General features: G+C 59.0%; 22 protein-coding genes. 4 read left to right on the plus strand and 18 right to left on the minus strand.

Going from position 1 to position 25,944, the window contains the following annotated elements:
- Positions 1-4: 4 nt before the first annotated feature.
- The 5 genes from I9184_RS07550 to xylF all read right to left on the minus strand — a co-directional run bounded on the left by I9184_RS07550 (position 5) and on the right by xylF (position 6,067).
- Positions 5-1,408: an MATE family efflux transporter gene (locus tag I9184_RS07550; RefSeq protein WP_348539511.1), complete on the minus strand. Its 1,404-nt coding sequence runs from the start codon at positions 1,406-1,408 to the stop codon at positions 5-7.
- Between the two features lie 150 nt (positions 1,409-1,558).
- Positions 1,559-2,866, minus strand: a complete 1,308-nt coding sequence (gene xylA / locus I9184_RS07555; RefSeq protein WP_209833515.1) for a xylose isomerase — start codon at positions 2,864-2,866, stop codon at positions 1,559-1,561.
- Positions 2,867-2,876: 10 nt separating this feature from the next.
- Entirely contained in the window at positions 2,877-3,674 is a 798-nt protein-coding gene (locus I9184_RS07560; RefSeq protein WP_209833736.1) for an ATP-binding cassette domain-containing protein, read from the minus strand.
- Positions 3,674-4,972 carry a sugar ABC transporter permease gene (locus I9184_RS07565; protein ID WP_171633491.1) on the minus strand — a complete coding sequence of 433 codons (1,299 nt, stop codon included), beginning with the start codon at positions 4,970-4,972 and terminating at the stop codon, positions 3,674-3,676. The genes I9184_RS07560 and I9184_RS07565 overlap by 1 nt, the downstream gene beginning before the upstream one ends.
- A gap of 75 nt (positions 4,973-5,047) precedes the next feature.
- On the minus strand, positions 5,048-6,067 hold the full coding sequence (gene xylF / locus I9184_RS07570; RefSeq protein WP_209833517.1) for a D-xylose ABC transporter substrate-binding protein: 1,020 nt from the start codon (positions 6,065-6,067) through the stop codon (positions 5,048-5,050).
- A 153-nt stretch (positions 6,068-6,220) separates the two neighbouring features.
- Here xylF and I9184_RS07575 point away from each other — a divergent pair, with 153 nt between their 5' ends.
- Positions 6,221-7,438: an ROK family transcriptional regulator gene (locus I9184_RS07575; protein ID WP_209833519.1), complete on the plus strand. Its 1,218-nt coding sequence runs from the start codon at positions 6,221-6,223 to the stop codon at positions 7,436-7,438.
- A gap of 1 nt (position 7,439) precedes the next feature.
- On the plus strand, positions 7,440-8,939 hold the full coding sequence (locus I9184_RS07580; RefSeq protein ID WP_245217985.1) for a CRTAC1 family protein: 1,500 nt from the start codon (positions 7,440-7,442) through the stop codon (positions 8,937-8,939).
- On the opposite strand, the gene I9184_RS07585 is transcribed toward I9184_RS07580, so the two are convergent.
- Genes I9184_RS07585 through xylB form a run of 3 tightly spaced genes read right to left on the minus strand, consistent with a single transcriptional unit; the run spans position 8,940 to position 12,639 of the window.
- Entirely contained in the window at positions 8,940-10,199 is a 1,260-nt protein-coding gene (locus I9184_RS07585; RefSeq protein WP_209833738.1) for a cytochrome c peroxidase, read from the minus strand.
- Positions 10,200-10,234: 35 nt separating this feature from the next.
- The gene (locus I9184_RS07590) at positions 10,235-11,182 is read right to left on the minus strand and encodes an aldose epimerase family protein (protein ID WP_209833523.1); all 948 of its coding nucleotides are present in this window, start codon (positions 11,180-11,182) and stop codon (positions 10,235-10,237) included.
- Positions 11,182-12,639: a xylulokinase gene (xylB, locus tag I9184_RS07595; protein ID WP_171633504.1), complete on the minus strand. Its 1,458-nt coding sequence runs from the start codon at positions 12,637-12,639 to the stop codon at positions 11,182-11,184. The genes I9184_RS07590 and xylB overlap by 1 nt, the downstream gene beginning before the upstream one ends.
- A gap of 323 nt (positions 12,640-12,962) precedes the next feature.
- Between xylB and I9184_RS07600 the strand changes: the two genes are divergently transcribed.
- Entirely contained in the window at positions 12,963-15,392 is a 2,430-nt protein-coding gene (locus tag I9184_RS07600; protein WP_209833525.1) for an FAD-dependent oxidoreductase, read from the plus strand.
- A 30-nt stretch (positions 15,393-15,422) separates the two neighbouring features.
- Positions 15,423-16,427, plus strand: a complete 1,005-nt coding sequence (locus tag I9184_RS07605) for an Ldh family oxidoreductase (RefSeq protein ID WP_209833526.1) — start codon at positions 15,423-15,425, stop codon at positions 16,425-16,427.
- 62 nt (positions 16,428-16,489) lie between these two features.
- Here I9184_RS07605 and I9184_RS07610 read toward each other — a convergent pair whose 3' ends face one another.
- The 10 genes from I9184_RS07610 to I9184_RS07655 all read right to left on the minus strand — a co-directional run bounded on the left by I9184_RS07610 (position 16,490) and on the right by I9184_RS07655 (position 25,938).
- Positions 16,490-17,197 carry an ABC transporter ATP-binding protein gene (locus I9184_RS07610; RefSeq protein WP_209833529.1) on the minus strand — a complete coding sequence of 236 codons (708 nt, stop codon included), beginning with the start codon at positions 17,195-17,197 and terminating at the stop codon, positions 16,490-16,492.
- A complete protein-coding gene (locus tag I9184_RS07615; protein ID WP_171119617.1) occupies positions 17,197-17,928 on the minus strand; it encodes an ATP-binding cassette domain-containing protein in 732 nt (243 codons plus the stop codon). Before I9184_RS07615 ends, I9184_RS07610 begins: the two co-directional genes overlap by 1 nt.
- Complete coding sequence (locus tag I9184_RS07620) at positions 17,925-18,872, minus strand: branched-chain amino acid ABC transporter permease (protein WP_171119494.1); 948 nt, start codon at positions 18,870-18,872, stop codon at positions 17,925-17,927. The genes I9184_RS07615 and I9184_RS07620 overlap by 4 nt, the downstream gene beginning before the upstream one ends.
- A gap of 1 nt (position 18,873) precedes the next feature.
- Positions 18,874-19,725 (minus strand): branched-chain amino acid ABC transporter permease, encoded by an 852-nt coding sequence (locus tag I9184_RS07625; protein WP_171633515.1) that lies wholly within the window; start codon positions 19,723-19,725, stop codon positions 18,874-18,876.
- Positions 19,726-19,790: 65 nt separating this feature from the next.
- Complete coding sequence (locus tag I9184_RS07630; RefSeq protein WP_209833531.1) at positions 19,791-21,071, minus strand: ABC transporter substrate-binding protein; 1,281 nt, start codon at positions 21,069-21,071, stop codon at positions 19,791-19,793.
- A 95-nt stretch (positions 21,072-21,166) separates the two neighbouring features.
- Positions 21,167-21,577, minus strand: a complete 411-nt coding sequence (locus I9184_RS07635; protein WP_171633517.1) for a Rid family hydrolase — start codon at positions 21,575-21,577, stop codon at positions 21,167-21,169.
- Entirely contained in the window at positions 21,574-22,755 is a 1,182-nt protein-coding gene (locus I9184_RS07640; RefSeq protein WP_209833533.1) for a malate dehydrogenase, read from the minus strand. Before I9184_RS07640 ends, I9184_RS07635 begins: the two co-directional genes overlap by 4 nt.
- Positions 22,755-23,378, minus strand: a complete 624-nt coding sequence (locus tag I9184_RS07645) for a BMC domain-containing protein (protein ID WP_152457501.1) — start codon at positions 23,376-23,378, stop codon at positions 22,755-22,757. Before I9184_RS07645 ends, I9184_RS07640 begins: the two co-directional genes overlap by 1 nt.
- Positions 23,375-24,754 (minus strand): aldehyde dehydrogenase family protein, encoded by a 1,380-nt coding sequence (locus tag I9184_RS07650; protein WP_209833535.1) that lies wholly within the window; start codon positions 24,752-24,754, stop codon positions 23,375-23,377. The genes I9184_RS07645 and I9184_RS07650 overlap by 4 nt, the downstream gene beginning before the upstream one ends.
- A complete protein-coding gene (locus I9184_RS07655) occupies positions 24,754-25,938 on the minus strand; it encodes a hypothetical protein (protein ID WP_209833536.1) in 1,185 nt (394 codons plus the stop codon). The genes I9184_RS07650 and I9184_RS07655 overlap by 1 nt, the downstream gene beginning before the upstream one ends.
- Positions 25,939-25,944 lie beyond the last annotated feature (6 nt).

Below are 25,944 nucleotides of genomic sequence, written 5' to 3' on the forward strand. Positions count from 1 at the left end.
CTGATCACCAGCCGCGACGCCCGAACAGCGAATGAAGCCGACCCTGATCTGAAAAAGGCTCGAGCGCTTGCGAGCGCTCCAACCGCGCCACGACCCGCGCGACCATAACCCAGCCTATGACTGCAAAGATGACGCCTCCAAACGCCTGCCCCAGCAGAACGCCGGATGCGCCGGCGATCTGTGAACCAATCGTCGCGAAAACCCAAGTGCCGATAGTGTGACGACCCCAGTTTATCCATGTGGAATAGACCGGATGCCCCAGATTGTTGAAGCTGGCATTTGTCACGAAGATCACGCCATTGAAGAACGAAGCCAAAGCCAACGGACCGCAGAACAGATAGATCAGACTTCGGGTTTCGCCCTCGGCTGCGAACAAATCTGCAATCGGGGCGCGCAGCAAAAACAAAATGGCCGACATGCAAACGACATAAAGGGCCGTGAACTTGATCCCTGCCAGAAAGGCAGCGCGCACACGATCGAATTTTTCGGCCCCGAAATTCTGCCCGATGATTGGCCCTATCGCGCCTGACAGAGCGAAGATGACCGAAAACGCCACCGGCAAAAGGCGCCCGATCACGGCCATGCCCGCAACCGCATCCGTTCCATATTGCGCGATTTCCCGCACAACGATTGCATTGCCGATCGGCGTGGCGACATTTGTCAGCACCGCTGGAATTGCAATCGCCCGCACGGGTCGCAAATCCTTTGCAACCTGCTTCAGTGAAGGGTGCGCAAATCCCCGATGCACCCGAAGCGCTGGCCACAACGCCGCCCCCAACATGCACAGCCGCGCCAGGACCGAGGCGATAGCGGCCCCATCCAGCCCCAGCCCGACCGCAAAGATCAGTATCGGGTCCAGAACCGCATTCACCACTCCGCCGTAGATCGTGGCCATCATTGACCTCCGCGCATCGCCATGGGCGCGCAGCACGGCCATCGCCGTCATCGCAATGGACATCACGAACATGGTCGGAAGGATGATCGACACATAACGCGTCGCCAGCCTCAGAACCTCTCCTTCCGCGCCAAGCAAGGACAGCAAGTAGCTGAGATTCAACAAGACCAGTCCCGAGGTCGTCAGCCCGGCAATCAGCCCGATAACGGCCACGCTGGACGCGTAATGCCTTGCTTGTTCAGCCCGCCCGGCCCCCAGTTCGCGCGCAACCAGCGCCCCGGCGGAAATCGACAATCCGATATTGATCGCGTTGGTGAAAAACAGCAGCGTCCCGGCATAGCCCACCGCCGCCGCCAGCGCATCGTTGCCCAACATCGAGATGAAGATCATATCGACAAAGTCGACGGCAAAAATGGCCATCAGGCCAATGCTGGTGGTCAATGACATGCGTGTCACATGCAGCATCAGACTGCCGCTCAGAAACACCGCTTTGCCTGCCGATTGATCCGCCAAAACCCTGCTCGCCCCACTTGTTCGACCCCGACGGGCCTTTGATGCCGTTGCGCCCAGCAAGGGAAAGCCCCGGGCAACGCTGAAGCAAACTCACGCGTTTCCGGGGCATTGTACACAAGTTATTTTAAGGACCGGCTGATCCCACGGGGATCAAACAAATCGGTTCACGTAGTTCTCGAGGATTTCCTGACGCCCCGAGCGCGGATCTGGATTGAGATCCTCGGCCAGCACCCGCGCTGCAATCTCGTCAAGACCAGAGGTCAGCATTGCCTGCGCCTCGGGCGTATTCCAGCCCGTGTACCGATCAGCCAGCGCTTGTTCCAATCCGCCATCTTCGATCATCGCTGCCGCTGCTTTCAGGCCCCGGGCACAGATATCCATCCCGCCCACATGCGCGGCGATCAGATCTTCGGCGTCGATCGACTGCCTGCGCAGCTTGGCATCGAAATTGGTACCGCCGGTGGTAAATCCACCCGCTTTCAGGATGTGGTAATAGGCCAGCGCAACCTCGGGAGTGTTGTTGGGGAACTGATCCGTATCCCACCCGGATTGATAATCGTTCCGGTTCATGTCGATGGAGCCCAGCATCCCTTCGGCTGCGGCTACGGCAATCTCATGTTCAAAACTGTGCCCCGCCAGAATCGCGTGACCCTGTTCGAGGTTCAGTTTGACCTCATTCTCAAGCCCGTATTTGCGCAGGAAACCGATGCAGGTCGCGGCATCGAAATCATATTGGTGCTTTGATGGCTCCTGCGGTTTGGGTTCGACAAGGATCGCACCTTTGAACCCGATCTTGTGCTTGTACTCGACCACCATGTTCAGGAACCGGCCCATATGATCCAGCTCGGTTTTCATGTCAGTGTTGAGCAGCGTCTCGTACCCTTCGCGCCCGCCCCACAGCACATAGTTTTCGCCGCCCAGTTTGTGGGTGGCATCCATGCAGGATTTCACCGTGGCGGCAGCAAAGGCAAAGACGTCGGGGTCGGGATTGGTGCTGGCACCGCCCATCCAGCGGCGATGGCTGAACATGTTGGCCGTACCCCACAACAGCTTGGTGCCGGACACTTGCATCTTTTCACCGATATAGTCGGTGATCTCGTTCAACGTGTGGAGATTTTCGGCGAAGTTCCCCTGTTCAGGTCGGATATCGGCATCATGCCAGCAGAAATAGGGCTGTCCCAGAATCTGGAACATCTCGAACGCGATATCGGCCTTCATCTTGGCGCGGCCCATGTCATCCTGTGGGTGCCAGGGGCGCTCGAAAGTGGGGCCGCCAAACGGATCTCCACCCTCCCACGCGAAGGAATGCCACCACGCCACGGCAAAACGCAGGTGATCTTCCATGCGCATGTCCAAGATGATCTCGTCCGGGTTGTAGTGGCGGAATGCGAGCGGGTTCTTGCTGTCCTCGCCTTCAAATTGGACTTCTTCAATTCCCTGAAAAAAACCGCTCGTCATTTCGCTTACCTCATTCCGTCTTTTCGCCGGGCTTTTTGCCCAGAATAATCATCGACAACAGATCGTCATCGGTGACGTCTGCGATATCGACCGTTCCAACCAATTGCCCGTTCTTCATGACCGAGGCCCGGTCACACAGCTCCATCACCGCGTGTACATCGTGGTCGATCAGGAAAATCCCGATCCCCTGCGCCTTAAGCTGTTGGATCAGGTCCGCCACCATCTGTGTTTCGTGCGGACCAAGTGCGGCCGTGGGCTCGTCCATGATCAGGATACGCGCGTTGAAATACACCGCCCGTGCAATGGCCACCGATTGACGCTGACCGCCCGACAGGGCCGAGACCGGATCATTGAACTTCTGAAAGTTCGGGTTCAGCTGCGCCATGATCTTGCGGCATTCCGCCTCCATCGCGGCGTCGTTGACCAGGCCAAAGGGCGTGACCATTTCGCGGCCCAGAAACAGGTTTGAACTTGCATCCAGGTTGTCCGCCAGCGCCAGCGTCTGATAGATCGTCTCGATATTGTTGGCGCGCGCGTCGCGGGGGTTGTTGATCTCGACCTTTTTGCCGTCGATCAGGATTTCGCCATGGTCCATCTGATAGGCGCCCGAAAGAACCTTGATCAGGGTGGATTTACCGGCCCCGTTGTGGCCCAGAAGGCCCACGACCTCGCCCGGGTAGAGATCTACCGACACATGGTCTACCGCCTTGATACCCCCGAAGGAAATCGAGATATCGCACATTTCCACCAGCGGAGGCTGGCCGGACCCACGGCCCGAAGCTTGGTTCTGTGTTTCTTGAGCTTGCATCATTTCGCCCCCAGACGTTTGCGATAGACGATGTCGATATAGACGGCCAGAACCAGGACGGTGCCGACGACGATATTCTGGAACGGCGCATCCACGCCAACCATGGCCATGCCCGATTGCAGCGCCTGCATGATCAACGCGCCAAGGATTGCGCCGTAGATCGTTCCGATGCCGCCGGACAGCGCGGTTCCACCAATCACGGCAGCGGCAATCACGCGAAGCTCATCCAGCGTTCCGATATCATTCGAGTGATTGGCCAGCCGGGCCGAGGCCACAACCGCCGACAGCGCGCACAGGAACCCCATCAGGGCAAAGATCTTGACGGTCATCAAACGGGTGTTGATACCCGACAACTCGGCCGCGTCCGGGTTGCCGCCGGTGGCAAAGATGTAGCGGCCAAAGCGGGTTTTGCGGGCCACGACGGTCAATGTCACCGCCACAATGATCAGGATCAGGACCGAGATCGGAATGCCGTATCCCACAACCAACCCTTCCGGCATGGTCTCGCCGCGCGCTTCGAACATGCGTTCAAGACGACGGGTCGGGATCGCATAGCTGTTGACGATCAACACGTACCCCATGATGGCAAGGCCGATGATCCCGGCCAGCGTTGTTTCAGCCCAGACCGGCTTAACAGGGAAACCATGAGCGGCTTTGGACCGGCGACCGCTCCACAACGCCCAGATCGCAACAGCCGTGGCGGCAAGGCCGAACAGGAGGCTGACGGTTGTTCCCAAGGTTCCGTTTGTCCCCCCGAACATCAGAAACGTGCTGTCCAGCGGGCCGATCGTCTGGCCGTCGGTCATGTACCAGGCGACGTTGCGCCAGACCAGAAAACCGCCAAGCGTCACGATAAAGGCTGGGATGGTCAGATACCCCACCATCCAACCGTGGAACGCGCCGATCAATGTGCCGACCACAAGGCCCACAACCAAAGTGATCGCCCAGGTCGCCGGGTGGTTCAAACCCATTCCCAATACGTTGGGCAACAGCTCGGTCTGGGTCATCGCCATCACGGCAGATGTGGTCGCCAGCAGCGCCCCAACCGACAGGTCAATGTGGCGCATGACTATGATGAACACCATGCCGCAGGCCATGATCGCAACCGAGACGGTCTGGATCGACAGGTTGAACAGGTTTCTAGGCGTCAGAAAGCGGCCATCCGTCACGATGTTGAAGCCAATGCACAGGATGATGAAGGCGCCGATCATGCCCAATAGCCGCATATCCAGTTCCAGTTGCTGAAACAGGTTGGCCTTTGCTTTTTGGGGTACCGGCTGAGACGAAGTTTCGGTCATATCCGATCTTTCATGTTCAGCTATGATCTCTGGCCCACCCTTGCGGGCCAGAGATATTATGGTTTGGAACCTGGTTTAGTTACAGGGTGCAGGGCCGCTTTCGACGCCCTGACACAGGTCTTCCAACGGAATCCAGCCAGCATCGACCACGACGGACAGGTTGTCTTTGGTGATCGGTACGGGCGCAAGGAAGACCGAATTCATCTCGGTTCCGCCGGGCGAAGTCCATTTGATGGCACCTTCAATGTCCTCGGGACTTGTTCCATTGCTCAACGCAACTGCAATTTCACCGGCAGCTTTGCCCAGCTCACGCGCATCTTTCCAGACAGAAACGGTCTGCGTACCCTTGGCAACCCGGTTCAGCGCCGCGTGATCGCCATCCTGACCCGAGACCGGAATGCCTTCCATGCCCTGCGCGGTCAGGGCTGCAACAACGCCGCCGGCAGTACCGTCATTCGAGGCCACGACGGCATCAACCTTGTTTTCATTCGCGGTAAGGATCTGTTCCATGTTGCGCTGTGCGTTCGCAGGCAGCCAACCGTCGGTGTAAGCTTCACCCACGATGACGATATCGCCGCTGTCAACGGCGGCCTGAATGATCTCTTGCTGACCGCCGCGCAGGAAGTCCGCGTTCGGATCCGTGGGCGAGCCCTTGATCATCACATAGTTGCCTTTCGGCATCGCCTCGAACACCGCGCGGGCCTGCATCCGGCCAACTTCAACGTTATCGAATGTCAGATAGAAGGCACGGTCATCTTCGATCAGACGGTCATACGCGATGACCGGAATGCCTTCGTCTGCCGCGGCCTGCACTGCCGGGCCGATGGCCTGGGAATCCTGCGCCAGAATGATCAGCGCATCAACGCCCTGGGCGATCAGACTTTCAATATCCGACAATTGCTTGGCAGAAGAAGATTGGGCATCAGACGAGATGTATTCCGCACCGCCCGCTTCCAGTGCAGCCTTGATCGCCGCTTCGTCGGTCTTCCAACGCTCTTCCTGGAAATTCGACCAGCTTACGCCGACCGTGGGCTCTGCGAATGCGGCTGTCCCCATCAGGACCGCCACGACAGAGGCGCTGAGAATTCGTTTCATGATTTCCTCCCGGTTTCATTGGGCCATCGTTTCATGATTCGTGGCCCCGATAATTCTGAGTAGCATATTTATTTCAGTCGGTAAAATATTTATGCTATCGGTAACTGAAAAAACCACCTAGGTTGAAACAGGGATCAGATTCGCGAGGGCAAGATGCTGAAAAGCAAAGCTTCTTCAAATGCCACGGACCAAAGGAACGTCACTCGCTTGCGCGTTCTGGAAAAAATCCGGGCCACAGGCACCATTTCGCGAATCGACATCGCCAGCGCGTTGGAGACCAGCCCAGCGACCATCACGACCGCCACTGCCGATCTGCTGTCTGCCGGTCTGATTGAGGAAATAGAAAGCGAAACATCTTCCAAATCAGCGCGCCGCGGCAGACCGCGGGTACAATTGAAACTGAATGGCGCGTCACATCTGATTGCGGGCGTGAAAGTCGCCCGCCAGCAGGTTTCAGTCATTCTCGTGGATTTCGAAGGAACCGAGATCACTTCGTACACGCATCCGCTGGACCAAGCCCGCATGGCCCCGGATGCGTTTGCCAAAAAGATCCGCGCCGTGCTTGATCAGGCCTGCGCCTCGGCAAACCGATCCCTTGCCGATTTGTCAGGTGTCTGCATCGGCATCGCTGGCCTTATCGATGCAAATCAGAACTTCGTGCATTGGTCATCTTCGCTGACGGAACGAAATGTGGATTTGAGCCCGCTGTTGTCCGAGGTGCTCCCCTGCCCTGCCTTCATCGAAAACGACGCCAATCTGGTCGCAAAGGCAGAACAGCTTTTCGGATTGGGAAAGGGGCTGAAGAATTTTTTGGTTGTTACGATCGAACACGGCATCGGCCTGGGCATCGTTCTTGATGGCAAGCTTTATCGCGGTGAACGCGGATGCGGCGCAGAATTCGGGCACCTCAAAGTTCAGTTGGACGGCGCCTTGTGTCAGTGCGGGCAGCGCGGATGCCTCGAGGCCTATGTGGGGGAATACGCCCTGATCCGCGAAGCCACGATCGCCAGTGAAGCAACGGATCCCCGCACTCTTGTCGATATACTCGCTGCAGCAAAAGCCGGCGACGCCCGATCCATTTCCGTTCTGGCCCGCGCGGGCCAAATGTTCGGGATGGGGGTTTCGAACCTGATCAATCTGTTCGACCCCGAATGCATTATCCTGTCCGGCGCCAGAGGTCGCTTTGATTACCTGCATTCGGACGAGGTGATGGCACGTGTCCAAAACGGCGTCGTCAGCGTCGACGCGCCGTTGCCGGAAATCAAGGTCAACCACTGGGGCGATTCAATGTGGGCAAAAGGGGCAGCGGCTTATGGGATTGAACAAGTCTCTATCCTGAAGGTCAGGGAACTGGCGGCTCATGCGAACTAAGATGGCAATCTTGCTTGCGGTAGGTTCCGCTGCCGCTGCGGACATCGCTCCACCCCGCTTTCAAAAGGTGGAAACCCCCGGCCATGTTTACGATGGCGGCTGGGAACATTTCGTCGGCGGGGGTGTCGCGGTCTTCGACTGCAATGATGACGACCGCCCTGAAATGTTCGTGGCTGGCGGATCAAACCCAGCACAATTGTTCATCAACACATCCGACACAGATGTCAGTTTTCTTCCGGATGCGCCAGGTCAGTTATCCTTGACCCGTGTGACCGGCGCATACCCGGTAGACATTGATGGCGATGGGATCCTGGACCTTGCGGTCTTACGCGTAGGCAAAGACCTGTTGCTGCGCGGCAAACCGAACTGCGCGTTCGAGCCGTTCACGGCACTGGGTTTTCAGCCTCAGGACCATTGGACCACCGGCTTTTCCGCCACTTGGGAACGCGGGCAAACCCTGCCAACGCTGGCCTTTGGAACCTATGTCGATCGAAGCAATCCGGACGGACCTTTTGAGGCTTGCGGGCCGACGCTTCTGTACCGACCCCAAGGCGAAAAGTATGGCGATCCTGTCCGTTTGGAACCCGGTCACTGTTCCCTTTCGATCCTGTTTTCCGATTGGGCGCGCACGGGCCGCGCGGATCTGCGTGTCAGCAATGACCGCCACTACTATGTGCGTGGCGGGCAAGAGCAACTGTGGGCTATGGAAGACACCCCGCGCCTGTACAGCAAGGCCGATGGATGGCTGCCCTATTCGATCTGGGGCATGGGGATCGCCTCGCGGGATCTGACCGGTGACGGTTTTTCCGATGTTTACCTGACGTCCATGGGGGACCAGAAATTCCAGGTTTTTGATCCTGCATCAGATGGGCCAACATGGCGGGATGCAACCTACGACCGTGGAACAACGGCACACAGGCCACATGCAGGAGGTGACGGCCGCCCCTCGACCGGCTGGCATGCACAGTTCGGGGACGTCAACAATGACGGGCTGGACGACATTTTCGTCGCCAAAGGCAATGTCGAGCAGATGCCCGACGCGGCGCAGAACGACCCCAACAACCTGTTGATGCAGACCGCCGACGGTCAGTTTGTCGAAACAGCATCACAAGCTGGTGTCGCGTCCATGGCAAAGTCCCGCGGCGGGGCGCTGGCGGATTTCAACGGGGATGGGTGGTTGGATTTGGTGGTGGTCAATCGCGGCTCGGACCTTGAGGTTTTCCAGAATGAACCGACGACCGGCAACTGGCTCATGATTGATCTCGGCCAGAGCCACCCCAACAGACAGGCAGTCGGCGGTTTTATCGAGGTCAGGACGCCCGAGGGCGTTCAAACCCGTGAAGTGACCATTGGCGGGGGGCACGCCAGCGGAATTGCCGGGTTCAACCACTTTGGTCTAGGAAACTTCGAAACTGCGGAAACAAGGGTGATTTGGCCTGATGGTGAACATGGAGATTGGCAGAAGGTAGATGCCAATCAGGTAATCCGCCTCGGCCGTTGATCATTGATCGACGGGCAATCCGCTGGGAACCGTTTGGGGAACACCCAGCCGCACAGCCGGATCTTCCAGCGTGCCCAGAAAACTCAAGATGGCATCGACCTCGTCATCACTCAGGTCGATGGGCGCCAGATCGTTCGACGCTGCTATGGCTTCGACATGCTGGGGGTCAAGCAAAGCCTTTTGATCCTCTGCCCCGAAAAACTCTGGCAGGTCAGCCATTTCGATGGCGTAGTTCCGCAACGCGGAAACCGGATCCAGATGATGGCGCACGACATCTTCAAGCCGTGCGTAGGCACCGCTGTGGCCATATGGCGCCGTCAGGGTCACGTTGCGCAGCGAAGGCGTGCGGAATGCGAAGGCATCATCCTTGTCGCCCGTGACGCGCAGTCGCCCGTCATCCCGCACATGATTTTCGAAACGGGCTGATTTTCCGGGGCCGATCTGAGGCATGGCGATGGAATGGAACCCGTGATCGGTCTGGAACCAGCCGGAATGGCAGGCACTGCATCCAGCCTTTCCGTAGAACAGCGCCATCCCCAGCTGCGCTTGTTCGGGCAGCCTTTCTTCGCCTCGCATCGCACGATCAAACAGGCTGTTGTCAGCCCGCCACTCAAACGCGATGAAATCGGCAATGACATTGGCGATTGCGGTAAAGGAGATGTCTTCTCCGGGCGCAATGTCATCAAATCGCCTTTGATACTCTGGTATCGCCGCCACGCGCGCGGCGATCAGATCCCAGGCGCCACCCTCTTGGGTCAGCAAGCCGAGTCGTACGGCCTTGCTCACCTCGTTTTCAGAATAATGCCCCGCCATTTCGTCAGGCGACAGCACCGGAAACATCGCCTGCGCTGCCAAAGCCGATTTGAACCCCGGCCTCATATGCGTCCCCAACGGCGTTCTAATGCCATTGGGCTGTGACGGATCCGCCTCGAGGCGACCGTCATGAAAAAACGTCGTGAATTCCAGCGCCCCGAGATTCCACATCGCGGGCGAGTTCCGGGGAATGCGCTGTTCGGGTCTGTTGTCTTGTGTGACCTTGCGCTGACCACCCAGCCCGACCCCACCTTCGCCGATACCCAGTGAAAACCCGTCGGACGTTCCCAGCTTCGGATGATGACAGGTTGCGCAGCTTATGTTCTTGTTGCCCGACAGGATCGGATCGTAGAACAGCAGTTGCCCCAACTCTGCGTTAGCAAAGTCAGGTTCGATGAATTCCGGTTTCGGACCAAAGTCTTGCGCCTGAGCAATTGAAAGCGACATCCAGATGCCTACGGCAGTTGCTGCAATCTGAAGTCTCATGATCGTTCCTCGGAAATCTCAAGTGTCAGAGTTTGTCGATACGGGTTGTCCGGCGTATGGATGACGGACGGGAACGCAGGGACATTCACGGCGTTCGGATATCCTGACGGCTCAATGCACAGCCCCGCACACGGGCTAAATCGGCCTGACAGATGTGCCCCGGCATAGACCTGTGCGCCGGGTTGATCTGAATACAGGTTCATCCTCAATCCCGAAGGTGCCGTGACCTCTGCCACCGGATGATCATGGGTTCCACTTTCATCAAACACAAAATAATGGTCCAGCTCGCGCCCCTCTGCCCCGACGGTGCGGGACAACGCGAAATCTGGCACATTATCGCCGGCGGCGGAGATATCTCCGAAAGGAACGGAACGCGCGTCCAGCTCCAGCACCCGGTTCGATCTTAGCCTGAGCCGGCAGTCCATGATATCCTCTGGACAGCCCAGAGTGTAATAATTGTGCTGCGCGATGCTGATCGGCGTTGGGCGATCCGGGCGCGCCCTGATTGTATAGATCAGACGCGGACAGGTCAGTTCGACATGCACCTCGAAATTGACCGCTCCGGGAAAACCGCCTTCACCTTTAGGTGAAGTCAAGGACAGAACCGACTGATTTGGAGAGGTTTTCACGATATCCCAGTATTTGCGTGACAGCCCGCTCGGACCACCATGCAGCGTGGTCGGCCCTTCGTTTGCTGTCAGGTGATGAACACGCCCCTGCAATGCAAACTGTGCCCCGCCGATGCGGTTGGCCACTCGCCCGACCATCGCGCCAAGGTAGAACGGGTCCGACAGGTAATCCTGCGGGTTTTCGTAGCCCAATATCAAAGGTGTTTCGCCAAGCCACCAGCCTTGCGTGATTGCGCCATAGTTCAACAGGGAAACGGACATGTTTCCGTCTTCCAGAAGGACCTGCTCGACAGGCATGCGTTTGGGATCAGCCATCAGCGCGCGGCCAAAGGGGACAAAGCAGCATAGTATTCGCGATACCGCTGATATTCCGCCTCATATGCGCCGGTCAGTTCGAGACGTGGTTCAACACGCTCAGCGACTTCCGGGGACAGCATGACATCCTTGGGGTCGGCGCCGTCCACCGCACATGCAGCAAGACGCGCTGCGCCTATGGCTGCGCCAAACCCACTTCCATCGGGCACAGCAAGCGGCGTGTTCAAAACCGTGGCCAGCGTTTCCAGCCAAAACCGCGACCGCGCCCCGCCACCGACGACCAGCAGACTTTCGGGATTGGTGCCCGTGCTTTTGAGCGCCTCCAAGCAATCGCGCATGGCAAAGGAAACCCCCTCTGTCACGGATTGCGTCAGGTCAGCGGGTTCCGATGCGATATCCAGCCCCAGGAATGCCCCGCGTATGTCACTGTCGTTATGGGGCGTCCGTTCACCGGACAGGTACGGAAGGAAGGTGATCTTTGACGGCCCCTTCACCGAATCCGGCAGGGTCGACGCCAGCGCACCGACGGGTTGACCGAGGTGACGCGACAGCCAGTTGAGACTGTTGGTGGCCGACAGGATCACACCCATTTGAATCCAGCGATCCGGAACCGCATGACAAAAGCAATGAACAGCTGTTTCCGGCGCGGGCGCATAGCTTTCCTTTGCGACCAGCAGCACACCCGAAGTGCCCAAGGAAAGAAATCCGCTGCCCTCACCAATACTTCCGATACCGCAGGCCGCTGCCGCATTGTCACCGGCCCCGCCGGCAACCACGACGGGCCCGGTCAAGCCCCACTGCCCGAGGATCTCTGACCGCAGTTCTCCGCCTGCCGAACTGCCTTCAACCAGGTCTGGCATTTGGTCCCAGCGCATGTGGCTTTGATCCAACGCGGTGACTGACCATTCTCGCTTTCCAACGTCCAGCCACGCCGTACCGGCGCTGTCGGATATGTCGCTGACATAGGAACCGGTGAGCCAGAAACGCAGATAATCCTTCGGAAGCAACACTTTGGATGTCTTTTCAAACACGTCGCGCTCGTGTCTGCGCACCCATTCCAGCTTGGGTGCGGTGAAACCCGGAAAAACGATGTTCCCGGTGATCGCGCGCATCGATGGCAGACCATCCAGCTCCGCAGCTTCCTGCGCTGATCTCGTGTCGTTCCAAAGGATACAGGGCCGCAGCACTTTGCCATCCCGATCCAGCAACGTGGCACCGTGCATGTGGCCGCTCAGACCAACGCCGCGCACCGCAGAAAATGCAGCACCATTCAACGCGCGCAATTGGGCAACGACGTTTTGGCAGGCTTCCACCCAATCGGACGGATCTTGTTCCGACCAGCCGGGATGCAACGTCGATGTCTCAACACCTGCTTCGGCTTCGGCGACGACTTTGCCCTCTTCGCTGACCACAATTCCCCGAAGACCTGACGTCCCCAAATCCAGACCGAGATACACGCGATTTTCCCCCTTCGTATGCCGCACGGATCGCGGGCGCAACAAAGCGCACCCCAAGCCGATGTCAGACCTTACCAGCACAGTTTGCGCTAACACAACAATCCGAAACAAAAGATGGCCGGTATTTTTGCGGGCCGCCTCACAGACCGCGTGAGATCACCGGCAAACCTGATCATGGTTTAACTGAACTCAGCTGGACCGGAAAATTTTTCGAATTGCCTGACGCAGATTTCACGTAAACAGTTCAACCAGTTCTCAGCCCGCTGATTTCGTTTTGAATGACCCTCTGGAAACGAAAACAGCCTCACGAAGGAATGCGTCGAATGCAGTCACATGCCAAGGTTGTCGTCGTAGGAGGCGGATGCGTTGGGGCTTCGGTTCTTTATGGGCTGACGCAGCACGGGTGCACAGATGCAGTCATGCTGGAGAGAACGACGCTGACCTCCGGCTCTACCTGGCATGCGGCGGGTCTGCTGGTCACCTTCGTGCGATCCCACAACGTTTCGAAGATGACGATGGAGACCATCCGCATCTATTCCGAAGTCGAAAAGAAGATCGGCGCCTCGGTCGGACTGCGCCAGGTGGGCCAGTTGCGCGTTGCCAATACGCAGGAACGCTGGGACGAGTTCCTGTCCTATGTCTCGATTGCCGAAGCTGCCGGTGTGCCCTGCAAACTGCTGACGCCAGAAGAAATCGCCGAACTGCACCCTCTGCTCAACCAATCGGAACATATTCGCGGCGGCATCCTGCATACCGAGGACGGCTATGTGAACCCTGCTGACATCACCATGGCAATGGCCAGGCTGGCGCGCGAGAAAGGCGCCAAAGTGTTTCAGAACACCGAAGCGCTGGCTTATGAAAAACTGGAAAACGGTCATTGGAAGGTGGCAACCAATCAAGGTGAGATCACTTGCGAACATCTTGTCTTCGCGACCGGAAACTATGCCCGCGAAAACGCGCGCCGTGTTGGTCTGGATCTGCCTTGCATTCCAATCGTTCACCAATATTGGACGACCGAAACCGTTCCGCTGCTGAAAGAACGCCGCGCGCAAGGGTTGCCCGAGTTCCCGATCCTGCGGGATGAAGATTACGGTGCCTATCTGCGCGAAGATGTGGGCGGCATTCAGTTCGGCCCATATGAGTTCACCAAAGACCTCAAGCTATTTGCCGAAGATCGCGTGCCGCCTGACTTTGGCGCCGACCTCTTGCCCGAAGATTTCGACGCGGTCCAAGCGCAGTGGGAACGTGCCATCGAGAGGGTTCCGACACTTGCAGAGGTAGGTATCAAGGCCAACACCCGAGGTCCGTTCCAGATGACACCGGACGAGTTGCCGCTTGCGGGACCCGCACCGGGGCATGAAAACCTGTGGCTGGCCGAAGGCATGCCCGGCGGCATATTGTGGGGTGGAACCGTTGGTGAACGTCTGGCCCGCTGGATTGTCGATGGGGATCCGGGCATGGACATGTCCGAACTCGACCCCCGCCGTTTTTCGGATTACGCATCCAAGCGGTGGACCATGGACAAGGTGCGCGAAACGTGGGGAACCCACATGAACGCGCACATCCCCGGAGAGGATTTTCCCGGCGCGCGCCCGATGAAAACGATGGGGTCCTACGATCTGCTGAGCGCGCATGGCGCCGTCTGGACCAGCTTCAACGGATATGAGTTTCCGCGCTGGTTCGCCAAATCGCGCGAGGACGCTGTTCCGGAACATTCCTTCCGTCGCACCAACCACATGGAACGCGTTCAGAAAGAGGTACTCACCACCCGTGACGTGGCCGGATTCATCGAGATGTCGCCGATGACCAAGTTCACCCTGCGCGGACCCGGGGCCGCCAAATGGCTGGATGGCGTTATGGCGAACAGGCTGCCCAAAGTGGGGCGAATGACCCTGTCGGTTTTGTTGAACCCAAAGGGTGGCATGGATGCGGAATACACGGTCGTCCGCTATGCCGAGAATGATTTTTACCTGGTCTCCACCCCGAATTGGCGCGCCTACAACTGGGATCAACTGCGACGTTTGCTGCCCAATGACAGCTCTGTCCTTCTTGAAGATGTTTCAGAACAACTGGGCGTGATTGCACTGGCAGGCCCCAAGGCACGAGAGATCCTGCAACCATTGACCGACAATGATCTGTCGAACGAAACCTTCCCCTGGCTTTCTGCGCAAATGGGTGAAGTGGGCTACGCCAAGGGCGTTCATCTGCTTCGCGTGTCCTATACCGGCGAGCTGGGGTGGGAACTGCATCACCCGGTCGGTTACAACCGCCATCTTGTCGACCTGCTGCTGAAGGCCGATGTGAAACCTTTCGGGCTTGAGGCACTGGAATCCATGCGTCTTGAAAAGTCTTATCGCGCCATCAATCGCGAAATCTGCAAGGACATGACGCCATACGAGGCCGGCCTTGATCGGTTCGTGGTAACAGATGGTCGCGACTTCATAGGCAAGGCCGCTCTTTTGAAACAGAAAAAGGATGGCGCGTACCGGCGGTTGGTCACGCTGAAACTGCCCTTCGGCGAAACATCGGTGATGTTTGACGAGGGTGTCTATGCTCAGGGCAAGCTGATCGGCCGTGTTACCTCGGGCGGGTTCTCTTATTATTGCAACCACGACATTGCGATGGCACTAGTGCCACAGAACATGACGGCGCCCGGAACGAAAATGCAGGTGCTGGTCCACAATGAGATGCGCGACGCCGTGGTCATCGACACATGTGCTGTCGATCCCGCAAACACACGCCCGCGCGCTTGAGTGCGAAACAGAAAGACGGGACTCGAACGGATGACCGAACAACCGACAAAAACGCTTTCTCTTGCCGAAGTTCGGGACTTGGCCAAATCGGTTCTTGTTTCTGCCGGAGCGGACACGCGCAGCAGTGATGTACTTGCCGATATCGTCACCCGGTCTGAACGGGACGGCCCGCGCAGCCACGGGTTGCGCATGTTGCCGGTCTATGTCCAAAGCTTCACGTCCGGCTATGCCAACGGGCACGCGAAGCCCAAAACCGAAAAGGTTGCCCCGGGCGTTTTGCGCTGTGATGCCGACAACGGGTACTATCAGGTTGCAGCGACAGCAGCCCGCGAGGATCTGATCGCGATGGCCCGGGAAAACGGGATTGCCGCGTTCACCTGCGCGAACTGCCACCATCTGGGTGCGTTACGGTTTGACACAGAACCTTTGGCCGAAGCCGGATTGGTGGCCTTTGCCGTGATCAACTCGTTGTCCATGGTGGTTCCGCAAGGTGGGGTTCGCCCGGTTTTTGGCACCAACCCCATGTCTTTTGCCTGCCCGCGTGATGGCGATGCGCCCGTGGTCTGGGATCAGGCCTCGTCCATGGTGGCCCTCATGGATATCCGCATGGCCGCCGCCGAGGGGCACGACCTGCCCCGCCCTGCCGGTCTTGATCCCCAAGGCGAGCCCTCGACAGACCCAAATGCCATCCTTGAAACCCGCAGCCTATTGCCGTTCGGAGAGCATAAAGGGGCCGCGATCGCCTTCATGGTAGAGGTGTTGGGCGCCGCGCTGGCGGGAGGAACCCTGTCCGTGGACAACAAAGAGCGCGAATCCTTCGGTGCCCTGAACATCAAAGGTGGAGCGACCCTGATTGCCATCGATCCCACCCGGTTCGGCAACGCGGCCTTCAACGAATATGTCGCCCGCATCTGCGCCGAGATTTCCGGCAACGGGTCCGCCCGGGTTCCGGGCGACGGTCGCCTTGCAAAACGGGCAGCCGCCGAAGCCCATGGCATCGACGTGAGTACCGAGGTTCTGGCCGCACTTGGCTGAAACTGAAATCACCCGCCATCGAATGGCCGGACGGCACCTGCCCGGCTTACCAACCACGCCACTCAATGGCCGCCGAAATAGGCCTCGAGCAAGCGTTTGTCATTTCTCAGTTCGTCAGCCGTGCCCGACGTCTGCATCCGCCCGGACTCCAGCACATAGATGCGGCTGGCAAGCGACAGGGCAAAATTGGCATTCTGTTCCGTGATGACGACGGTCAGCCCGTATTCCTTGTTCAGCTGACGGACGACTTCGGCAATCTCGTGACAGATCTTCGGGGCAAGACCGATCGTCGGCTCATCGACAAGCAGCAGTTCCGGGCTGGTCATCAAGGCCCTGCCAAAGGACACCATCTGCCTTTCCCCGCCGGATTGGGTCGACGTCTCCTGCCCTTCACGTTCTTGCAGACGTGGGAAAAGCCTGTGCACCATCTCAAGGTTGTTTTCGATGTCGTCTCGTGCGGTGAAGGCCCCCACCATCAGGTTGTCGCGCACCGACATATAGGGAAACAGGTTGAACCGCTCGGGCGCATAGCCCACCCCGTGACGCACGATTTCCGAAGGGCTTCGACCGGCAAGGCTGTGCCCGCGCAACCGGATGTCGCCTTCGATTTTCACAAGGCCCATGATGCTGTCCAACAAGGTGGATTTACCTGCACCGTTCGGGCCGACCACGGCGACAATCTCACCGGGCTGCACCGTGATCGATATATCGGTCAACGCCTGGGCCTTGCCGTAAAACGCGGACAGGTTCTCGATTTCCAGATAGGACATCAGACGCTCCCCAGATACGAGGCTTGAACGGCCGTGTCGTTCATCACATCGCTGAACGCGCCTTCGGCAATCATGGTGCCCCGCTCGATGGCGATGGCGCGGTCGATCAGCGGTTCCAGCGCCGGCAAATCATGGCTGACGATCAAAAAGGTCATCCCGTCCTTGCGCATGGATTGTATGAGATCGGAAATCTGCGCGATTTCACCGACTGTCAGACCTGCAAACACCTCGTCCAGCAACATGACACGCGGTGCGGTGGCCATGGTTCGGGCCATTTCAAGCTTGCGCAGATCACCCATGGCCAGTTCGGCGGGTGAGCGGCTCAGATCCGTTTCCGTGAACCCGACACTCAGCGCGAGCTCTTTTTCCCTGTCCGTATCCGGCGGCGAAACGATCATGCGCCAGATGTCGTCCGGCATCAGGCCCACCCTGATGTTTTCTGCAACACTCATGTCGCCGAACGGCCGAGGTATCTGATAGGTTCTACTGACCCCGGCCCGGATACGCTGAGGCGTCGACAGCGCCGAAATCTCATTGCCGAACAGCTCGATCGTACCGCTGTTCTGCCGCAATTCGCCCATGATCTGGCTGAATACCGTCGTCTTTCCCGCGCCATTCGGACCGATCAGGCCCAGCGACTCTCCTTCTTGCAGGGAAAAGGACAGATCATTCGTGGCCACCAGCCCGCCGAACCGTTTGACGAGACCGGAAACTTTCAGCGCAACGGTCATGCCAGCCCCCCTTTCCGCAGTCTTTGAAAGCCGCGTTGCACAAGTTCAACCAATCCTTTTGGCTGATACATGTAGAGAAGCAGTGCGATGGCACCGTAGACGAAATACCGTTCAGCCCCGGGAAGCACGGGGCGCAGGTATTCCAGAAGGAACGTCATGAAGAACGCACCGATCATGGGGCCGATGATGGTCGATGTTCCGCCCAGCAAGGCCGCCACGATGATGGTGAAAAGAAAGTTGATGTCAAACAGCGCGCGGGGCGCAAGTGAGCCCAGATAATGGACATAGAACGCTCCGCCCAGACCTGCGATGAACGCGCTGGTCAGAAACGCAAAGGCCTTCAACCGCGTGGTGCTGAGGCCCGAACCGCGCACGCTTTCTTCATTCATCCCGATGGCGGCCAGTGCAGTGCCCAGCCGGGTTTTCATCAGCAGCCACATGCTGACCGCCACGCTGAGCATCAAGGCCGTGGACAGGTAGTAGCCGTTTGCCGCGCCTCGTGTCAGGGTTTGAATTCCCGACATCCCGCGTGTGCCGCCGGTCAGATCCGGACGGATCACCTGAACCAGCTGATAGAGCAGCTCCATGAAAGCCAGTGTGACCAGCGCGAAGTAGCTGCCGCGAATGCGCAGAGCGGGCAACAACACAATCAGGCCTGCGATCATCGTAACCAACACGGCCACAGGGATTGAGATTTCGACTGGCACGTCAAACCGTTTGGTCAGGATGGCAGTCGTATAGGCCCCGATACCGATCAGGAAGGGATGCCCGAAACTCACATACCCGGTCCTGCCCGACAGCACATCCCAGCTGATGGCGAAGATGGCCAGATAGTTGGCAAAGATCATCGTGCGCAGCGTCCCGTTCGAGACGACCTGGGGCAACAGCAGCATCCCCGCAATCAGGCCGCCCCAAAGGACAAAGTGAAACCAGCGCAGACCCATGTTACAACTCCTCGCGGCCGAACAGGCCCTGCGGTCGCGTCACCAGCACGCCGATGATCAGCAGCATGGTGAAGACACCGCGCAGTTCCGGCGCCAGGGTGGCGACAACGATGACTTCGAGAAAGCCGACGATATGAGCAACGACCAGCGTGCCGATGATCGACCCGATGCCGCCCACAATGACGACGGCCACCGAGATGATCAGAGGTGCAACCCACATTGACGGCGAAAGCTGCGTATAGCTGGCGAAAAATACGCCGCCCAGCGCACCCAGTGCCCCTGAGATACCCCATGTGATCAGGTTGATCCGATCCGGGTCGATCCCTGAAATCGCGGCCCCCTTGGCGTCCATCGACACCGCCTGCATCGCCCGCCCCGTATGTGTCAGGCGGACAAAAGCATACAGGCCCAGCAAAATGGCCCAACTGATCATCGTTGCGATCAGGATATTATAGGTGACGGACGCTCCGGCCACGTTGATCACGCCCGGCACGATCGGCAGCAGGATCTTGCTGCTGTCGCCAAAGACAAGAACGATCCCGGCCTGAATCACGACCGCCAGGATCAGCGTCGATATTTCGACGGCCACGTGATCCCCTTTCAGGGTCTTGACGATCAGGCGGTATTTCAGCACCCCCATCAGAACGCCCAGAACCACGGCCACTGCGACGCCCATCAGCTTTGGCATTCCCAGCGTCTGGGACACCCAGAAATACATATACCCGCCGACCATCAGATAGGCACCATAGGCCAGGTTCAGGACCCGACCGATGCTGAAGATCAGCGTGAAACCCATTGCGATAAGCGCATAGAGACCGCTGAGCAAAAGCCCCTGGATCAGTATCTGCAACATGTAAGGATCCCTGGCTGCGGGTGCGCGCGCCCGCGCACCCATTTCAAGCTAAGCGAACGGACAGGTTACTGTTTGACCCAGCTTGGCAAAGTGAATTCACCCGTCGCGTATTTCTCGGGATAGACAACGGCGGCGGTGCCGTCCTCGTACCACTGGACCACGACCATTGACGGCGCGGCATCGTCGAACGGCTCGGACAGATCAAAACGGATATTGTGCGGGTAAGTACGGCCAGTCACGGGCTCTACCTCGTCATCGCCCCAGAATGCGTAACGCAGCCACAACTGGCCATCCAGTTCTAGAACCAGATCCTGTTTCTTCATCGCATCGGCCCAGCCTTCGACATTGTCGAAACCGCCAGCCTCTTCGGCTGCGGCCATCGCCTGTTTCAGCCCATGATAGGCGTTGAACCCGTTGAAATGCGGCAGCAGCGGGCGGCTGTCATACTTCGCCTGATAGGTATCGACAAACTCCTGGCTGGCCGGATCGAGCCGAAACCCGACCGAAGGGATCGGAGACAGGGTCGAGATACCGCCACCGGCACCACCCGTATCTTCCCAATATTCCATACCCAGCGCAGCGACGTTCACGCCCGTCATCGCCATCGGCACCTGGAGTTTCACGTATTGCGATGACACAACCTGCGAATTCACCGACGAGACCTGATAGATGAAGTCCGCCCCGGTATCCTGCGCACGGCTGAAGATCGGAGCAAAATCGACGGTGGCGACGTCATACGTGATGATGTCCTTGACCTCGATACCCGCAACCGGTGCAAGCGCTTCGGTGACAAGGCCGGTGATCGCCTCGCCAAAGGCCGTATCTTCCGCCAGAATGACGACGGAATCCCACCCCATTTTTTCCTTCAGAACATCCGCGCCAAAGTTGATGTACAACGTGGCCAGCGCCTCATCCGAGGCGATGTTCATGAAATAGGGCGCCATGCTTTCAGGGTCTTCGACCACCATGTCGATGATGCCGATGTAGGATGTCCAGGTGTCCAGCGTCGGAATCCGGTATTCCTGCATGCGGGGCAGCCATCCCAGCGACACATCGTCAATCGAGCCCGAGATGATGAAATCAACCTCTTCCGTTTCCGCAAGGTATTCATAGGCCCGGATGCCCTCGGTCGGGTCCTGTCCGGTATCCGCCGAGACCAGGGTGATCTGTTCGCCCATCACGCCGCCATTTGTGTTGAGCTCTTCAATCGCAATCTCGGCCCCGCGCAGCGTCGACAATCCGGTGTCCGAGGAAAGCGACCCAATGAATCCTACCTTGATTTCCGCTCCGGCCGCCGAGGCCATGAGCGCGATGCATGTTCCGCTGAGCAGCGCTGTCTTGATCATCACATTAGCTCCCTGTGTCTCATTATGCCTTCTTGTATTCTGTATACAGTACACAAGACGATGGTTCGATCAATTCCTTTCTTGAAGACTCATGTTCAGAATCCGCTGATTTCGCCGTTTTCATGGTGGATCACGGCATCCACGTCGATTTCCACCATCAGCCCCGGCTGAGTCAGCCCAGCCTGAACAGCCGTCAGAACCGGATCGATCCCCTTAAAAACTTCGCCATGCGCCTGCGCGAACGCGCCCGCTTGGGAGAGATCGGTCAGATAGGCGCGAACCCGCCCCACATGTCGCAGTTCGGCGCCAACCTCTTTCAGTGCGTCATCGATGCGAGACAGGATGTAAAAGGTCTGCGCACCAACGTCCCCGGGCGCGTGGATGCGGCCCGTCGGCTCGATGGCCGTTGTTCCGGCAACCCAGACAAAGGGGCCGATGCGCTTGGCCCGAGAGTACGAGGCCACCTCTTCAAACCGTCCGCCGGATTTCCAAAAACGCAGGGTCACAGGCCCAGCCTCACCCGGATCGCTTCGGCCGCGTTTTGCAATGCCGCGTTTTCTTCGGCGGTTAACCGCAACTCCTCGACCTCAACCAATCCGCCTGCACCCAGATGGGCTGGCACGCCCAGCACGACACCGTCGATGCCGTATTCCCCGTGCAGCATGACCGAAACCGGAACCGGGCCTGTACGCGCGCCCCGAATGTGATCAATCAATTCGATCGAGGCATGAGCCGGAGCTATCGTTGCAGAACCTGATTTCCGAAGCGCGACCACCTGACCGCCCCCGGTGATCGCATCCTGAACACAGGCTTCGATCTGTTCGCGGGACAGAAATACATCCAGCGGACGGCCTTTGATCCTGGCGCGGCTGGGGATCGGGGCCATTTCGTCCCCATGACTGCCAAGCGTGAAGGCTTCGACGTCCGCAGGCGTGACACCCGCAGCCATTGCCAGCGCGTTGCGAAACCGGCTGCTGTCCAGCGTTCCTGCCATACCCAAAACCTGTTCGCGGGGGAAACCTGTTGCACGCAGCATCTCGACCGTCATTTCGTCCAGCGGGTTGGTCACCACGATCACGATGGCATTTGGTGCGGCTGACCGGATCGCTTCGGCCGACTGACGGATCACGCGGGCATTCACATCGATCAGATCGGCACGTGTCATGCCCGGACGGCGGGCTCGTCCGGCCGTGACGACGACCACATCCGCCTCGGCCACCAGATCCATCGCTTCGCCACCGACACATCGGGCCCGCGCACCGGTGATCCCGGACGTATGATTTAGGTCCAGCGCAGTCGAAGCCGCCAAACCCGGAGTGATGTCGATCAGCGCGATTTCATCCGCCATGTCCGCCATTGCCGCCAGATGCGCGATATTGCCGCCAACACCCCCCGCCCCGATCAAGGCAAGTTTGCCCAGCCTGCGGGCTTTGCGCGGCGCACGCGAAGGGGCAACCCATTTGGGTGAACGGCGATACAGCACCCGGCGCATGGAAACAGCACCATCCGTACGCGGCGGTTTCGGTCGCTCGAGCGGGCCATCCACCAAGGAGATACCAACACGCTCTGCGGTTTCACGCGCAAGGGCCGTCACGATGTCACCCGGCAAAACCTCGAATACGATCCTGCCCCGACGGCGCGCATCCTCGACCGCATCCGAGCCTATGACGCGTGGTGTTGCCATCAGCCGTCCTGCCCGTCCACCGCCTCGATTGCACGCGTCGCGGCCTCGACGGCGGTTTTGACCGAATTTTCAGACCCCGAGATGAACAAGCGACCAAACCGCCCCACCGCACGCACCTCGACGATGTCAATCTCGGCGGCCTTTTCGGCCTCATTCGCGGCAATCGAGATATAGGCGGCCGGCGCGCATTCCACGATCCCCAACGTCTGCCCCGGCACGATCAATGCGCCCTTGCGCCATTTGTTCAAAAGCTGCGCCTGATAGGGCTCGACACTTGTGATGATTTGCGTGGAACTGATGGCAGGCTTCAATCGATCCGTCATGGAAGCCCCAAGTTCGGCCAGCATCGCGTCCCGTGCAGCGGACACTTCGGCGTTTGAAGGCGAGCGGAGGATGAAGAATCCGAACTCGCGCTCGACCATCTGCGTCGTCGCTTCGACCGAGGACGCCTTGAGCGCCCGGTCGATCAGCGAGAATACACCATTGCCCGGCGCGAACTCTCCGATCAGCACGGTGTCACCGGACAAAGGCACTGACCCTTGCACCGTCGCGCCGTTGTAGGCGGCGAATTTCGGTTGCAGGTTGTCGATCTGCATCAGCGCCCGGATCGTGATCTCGCTCATGCGCCATACTCCTCGTAAATGTCGCGCCAGGGTCTGCTTTCATACGCGACCCGCTTGATGTTGATGAGATGCAGGGCGGTGACGTTGTCCGAGGTGATCGACCCCGACCACGTACCGGTACCCAGCATAAAGGATGGTTCAAGGTCGGTGGAATACCCCATGCCGCCCATGATCCCCGGCGTATTCACCAGGACCCGCCCCGTGGGCACGGTGGAAAACCGAGCGACTACCTCGGGGTCATCGGCATGGATGACCGAGGAATGTCCCCAACCTTCGAATTTGGCAATGGATTGCGCCAGTTCGATGCCGTGATCGGTGGACTTCGCCTCGTAAAAGGCCAGCACCGGGTTCAGCTTTTCAGCCGAAAGCGGGCGTTGCCACCCCACTTCGGTCTCTTCCGACACCAGGCAGCGCGTGCGCGGCGGAATCGAGAACCCCGCAGCATCGGCCAGCGCCTGAGGGCTTTGGCCGACGCGTTCGGGATCCATTGCCTGAACACCCTTGAAGATGACCCGAGCCAGCCGATCGGCCTCGGCCGGGGTACAGAAATAAGCGCCTTTGAGTTTCAGTTCATGGCGCAGATCGCGTGCAATTTCAGGATCGGCGACCACGGCCTGTTCACTGACACAAGCCGTGCCATAGTCGAAGCTTTTTGACGTCACAATCATCTCGGCAACTTCGGACAGATCGCGCGCCTTGGACTTGTGCACGTAACACGGCACGTTCCCCGCCCCGACCGCAAGCGTCGGTTTGCCGCTGGAATAGGCAGCCTTGACCATGGCAGGGCCACCTGTCGCCATGACAACCGACGTGCGGCGATGCTTCATCAACTCGGCGGTGCCCTGAATGGTCACGGCGTCCAGGCATTGTATCAACCCTTTGGGCGCGCCCATCTGTTCGGCAACGCGCGCCATGATGCGGACGGTTTCCTTCCCGCATTCCACGCCGCGCGGATGCGGGGCACAGACGACGGCATTTCCCGCCTTCACCGCAGACAGAACCTTGTAGATGATCGTGGAGGTCGGATTTGTCACCGGGATAAGCGCCGCGACCACACCCATCGGCTCTCCGAAAGCCGCGATCTTTGTCGCATCGTCCCGCCACAGCAGACCCAGCGTCGTGACATCCCGCAGGTAATCGGCGACCGACAAGGCGTTAAACAGATTCTTGACCCGCTTGTCTGCTACGTTGCCGTACCCGGTTTCCTCGACCGCCAATTGCCCCAAACGTTCGGCTTCAGGTTCGATCGCCCTAGCCATGGCATCGACGATGGCATCCACCTGTGTCGGGTCGGTACCGAGAAAGGCGCGATAGGCTTCGAAAGCCGTTTCAGCAGCGCGCCGTGCGGCGGCGATGGATTTCAGATCAGCGTCCATCACGAGGCTCCGGTGGCAATGGTGTCAAAGATACGGCGGGCCTGATCGACATCGCCTGCGGAAATTCCGATGGTTTCCAGCCTGCGCCCGGACGCGGCCACGTCAGCGCCCAGGATGCGATCCGTCATGCAGATCAGGCTTTCCGTCAGAGGCGCAGTCAAACCTGCGAGCTTTGCGGCGGAAACAAGGGGCACCAATGATCCCAAGACGCCGTCGCGCATCAATTGGCGCGCGGCCTGCCGATCCGGGACCGGACGCGCGCCCGCCCCCCGCTCGGCGCCAGCATAGGTCGCGATCCAGTCATCGGTCTCGGGCAGGTTTCGAACGCCAAAGGCCTTAGCGACCTGCCGCCTTTCGCCAGCCAACCCGTGGATCACCTCATGCTGTTCCGGCCCTATGAGCGCAGAGAATGTCCGGTTGCCTTCCAGCGGCACCCCGCCCATCGGCACATCCGGTCCACCGGCCCCCAGCCCCGCGCCACCAAGGATCAACGCCGGAATCTCGACCGCTGCGGAAAGATCGGCAAAGCCTGAGGCCAGAACCGAATCCAGCGGCTGGATGTTCGAAAGATAGGGTTGCAGCGCTTCAAGAACGTCCGCGCGGCCTCGGGGCAATGTCGCAGCAGCCATCGGTGCCGCCTGCGTCAGGGTCAGGCCCGCACCTTCGGCCTGGTACCAGTATGGCAGGCCCTGCGCCTCGACCAGAGTGACGTCGGCAGTGCAGCCGCCTATTCGCAGCATCCAGACCGCTTCGACCGCGCCCAAAGAGCGACCGGGCGCCAAAACAAGAACCTGCCCATCGTGCAGATGATCGGCCAGCACCATCGCATAGGTGCGCTGTTTGTGGATCGGCCCGGTCAGAAAGATCGCCTGTGCGTCCCGCACTGCTGCATCCAACTCTGCCGTGGTGCGGATCGAAGGCCCGTCGCGATCCACCTGATACGTGCCCACAGGCCCTTCGCCGCGAATGCCGATTCCCGAGGATTGGGCAAGCAGTGACAGTTCCGCCCCATAGGCCGAAAACAGTGTAACCTCAGCCCCTTCCGCCAGACACAGCGCTGCCAGAAGACGGGCATCCGGGCCGCCACCCAATACTGCAATGCGCTCAAACCTTTGGGCAACAGGTGCATCCCGTGTCGCGCCACGTGTCACCGCGCGCGTGAAATCCTCGAAACCGGCTGACATGGTACC

It is taken from the genome of Ruegeria sp. HKCCE3926 (genome assembly GCF_017872515.1).
Lineage (GTDB): Bacteria > Pseudomonadota > Alphaproteobacteria > Rhodobacterales > Rhodobacteraceae > Ruegeria.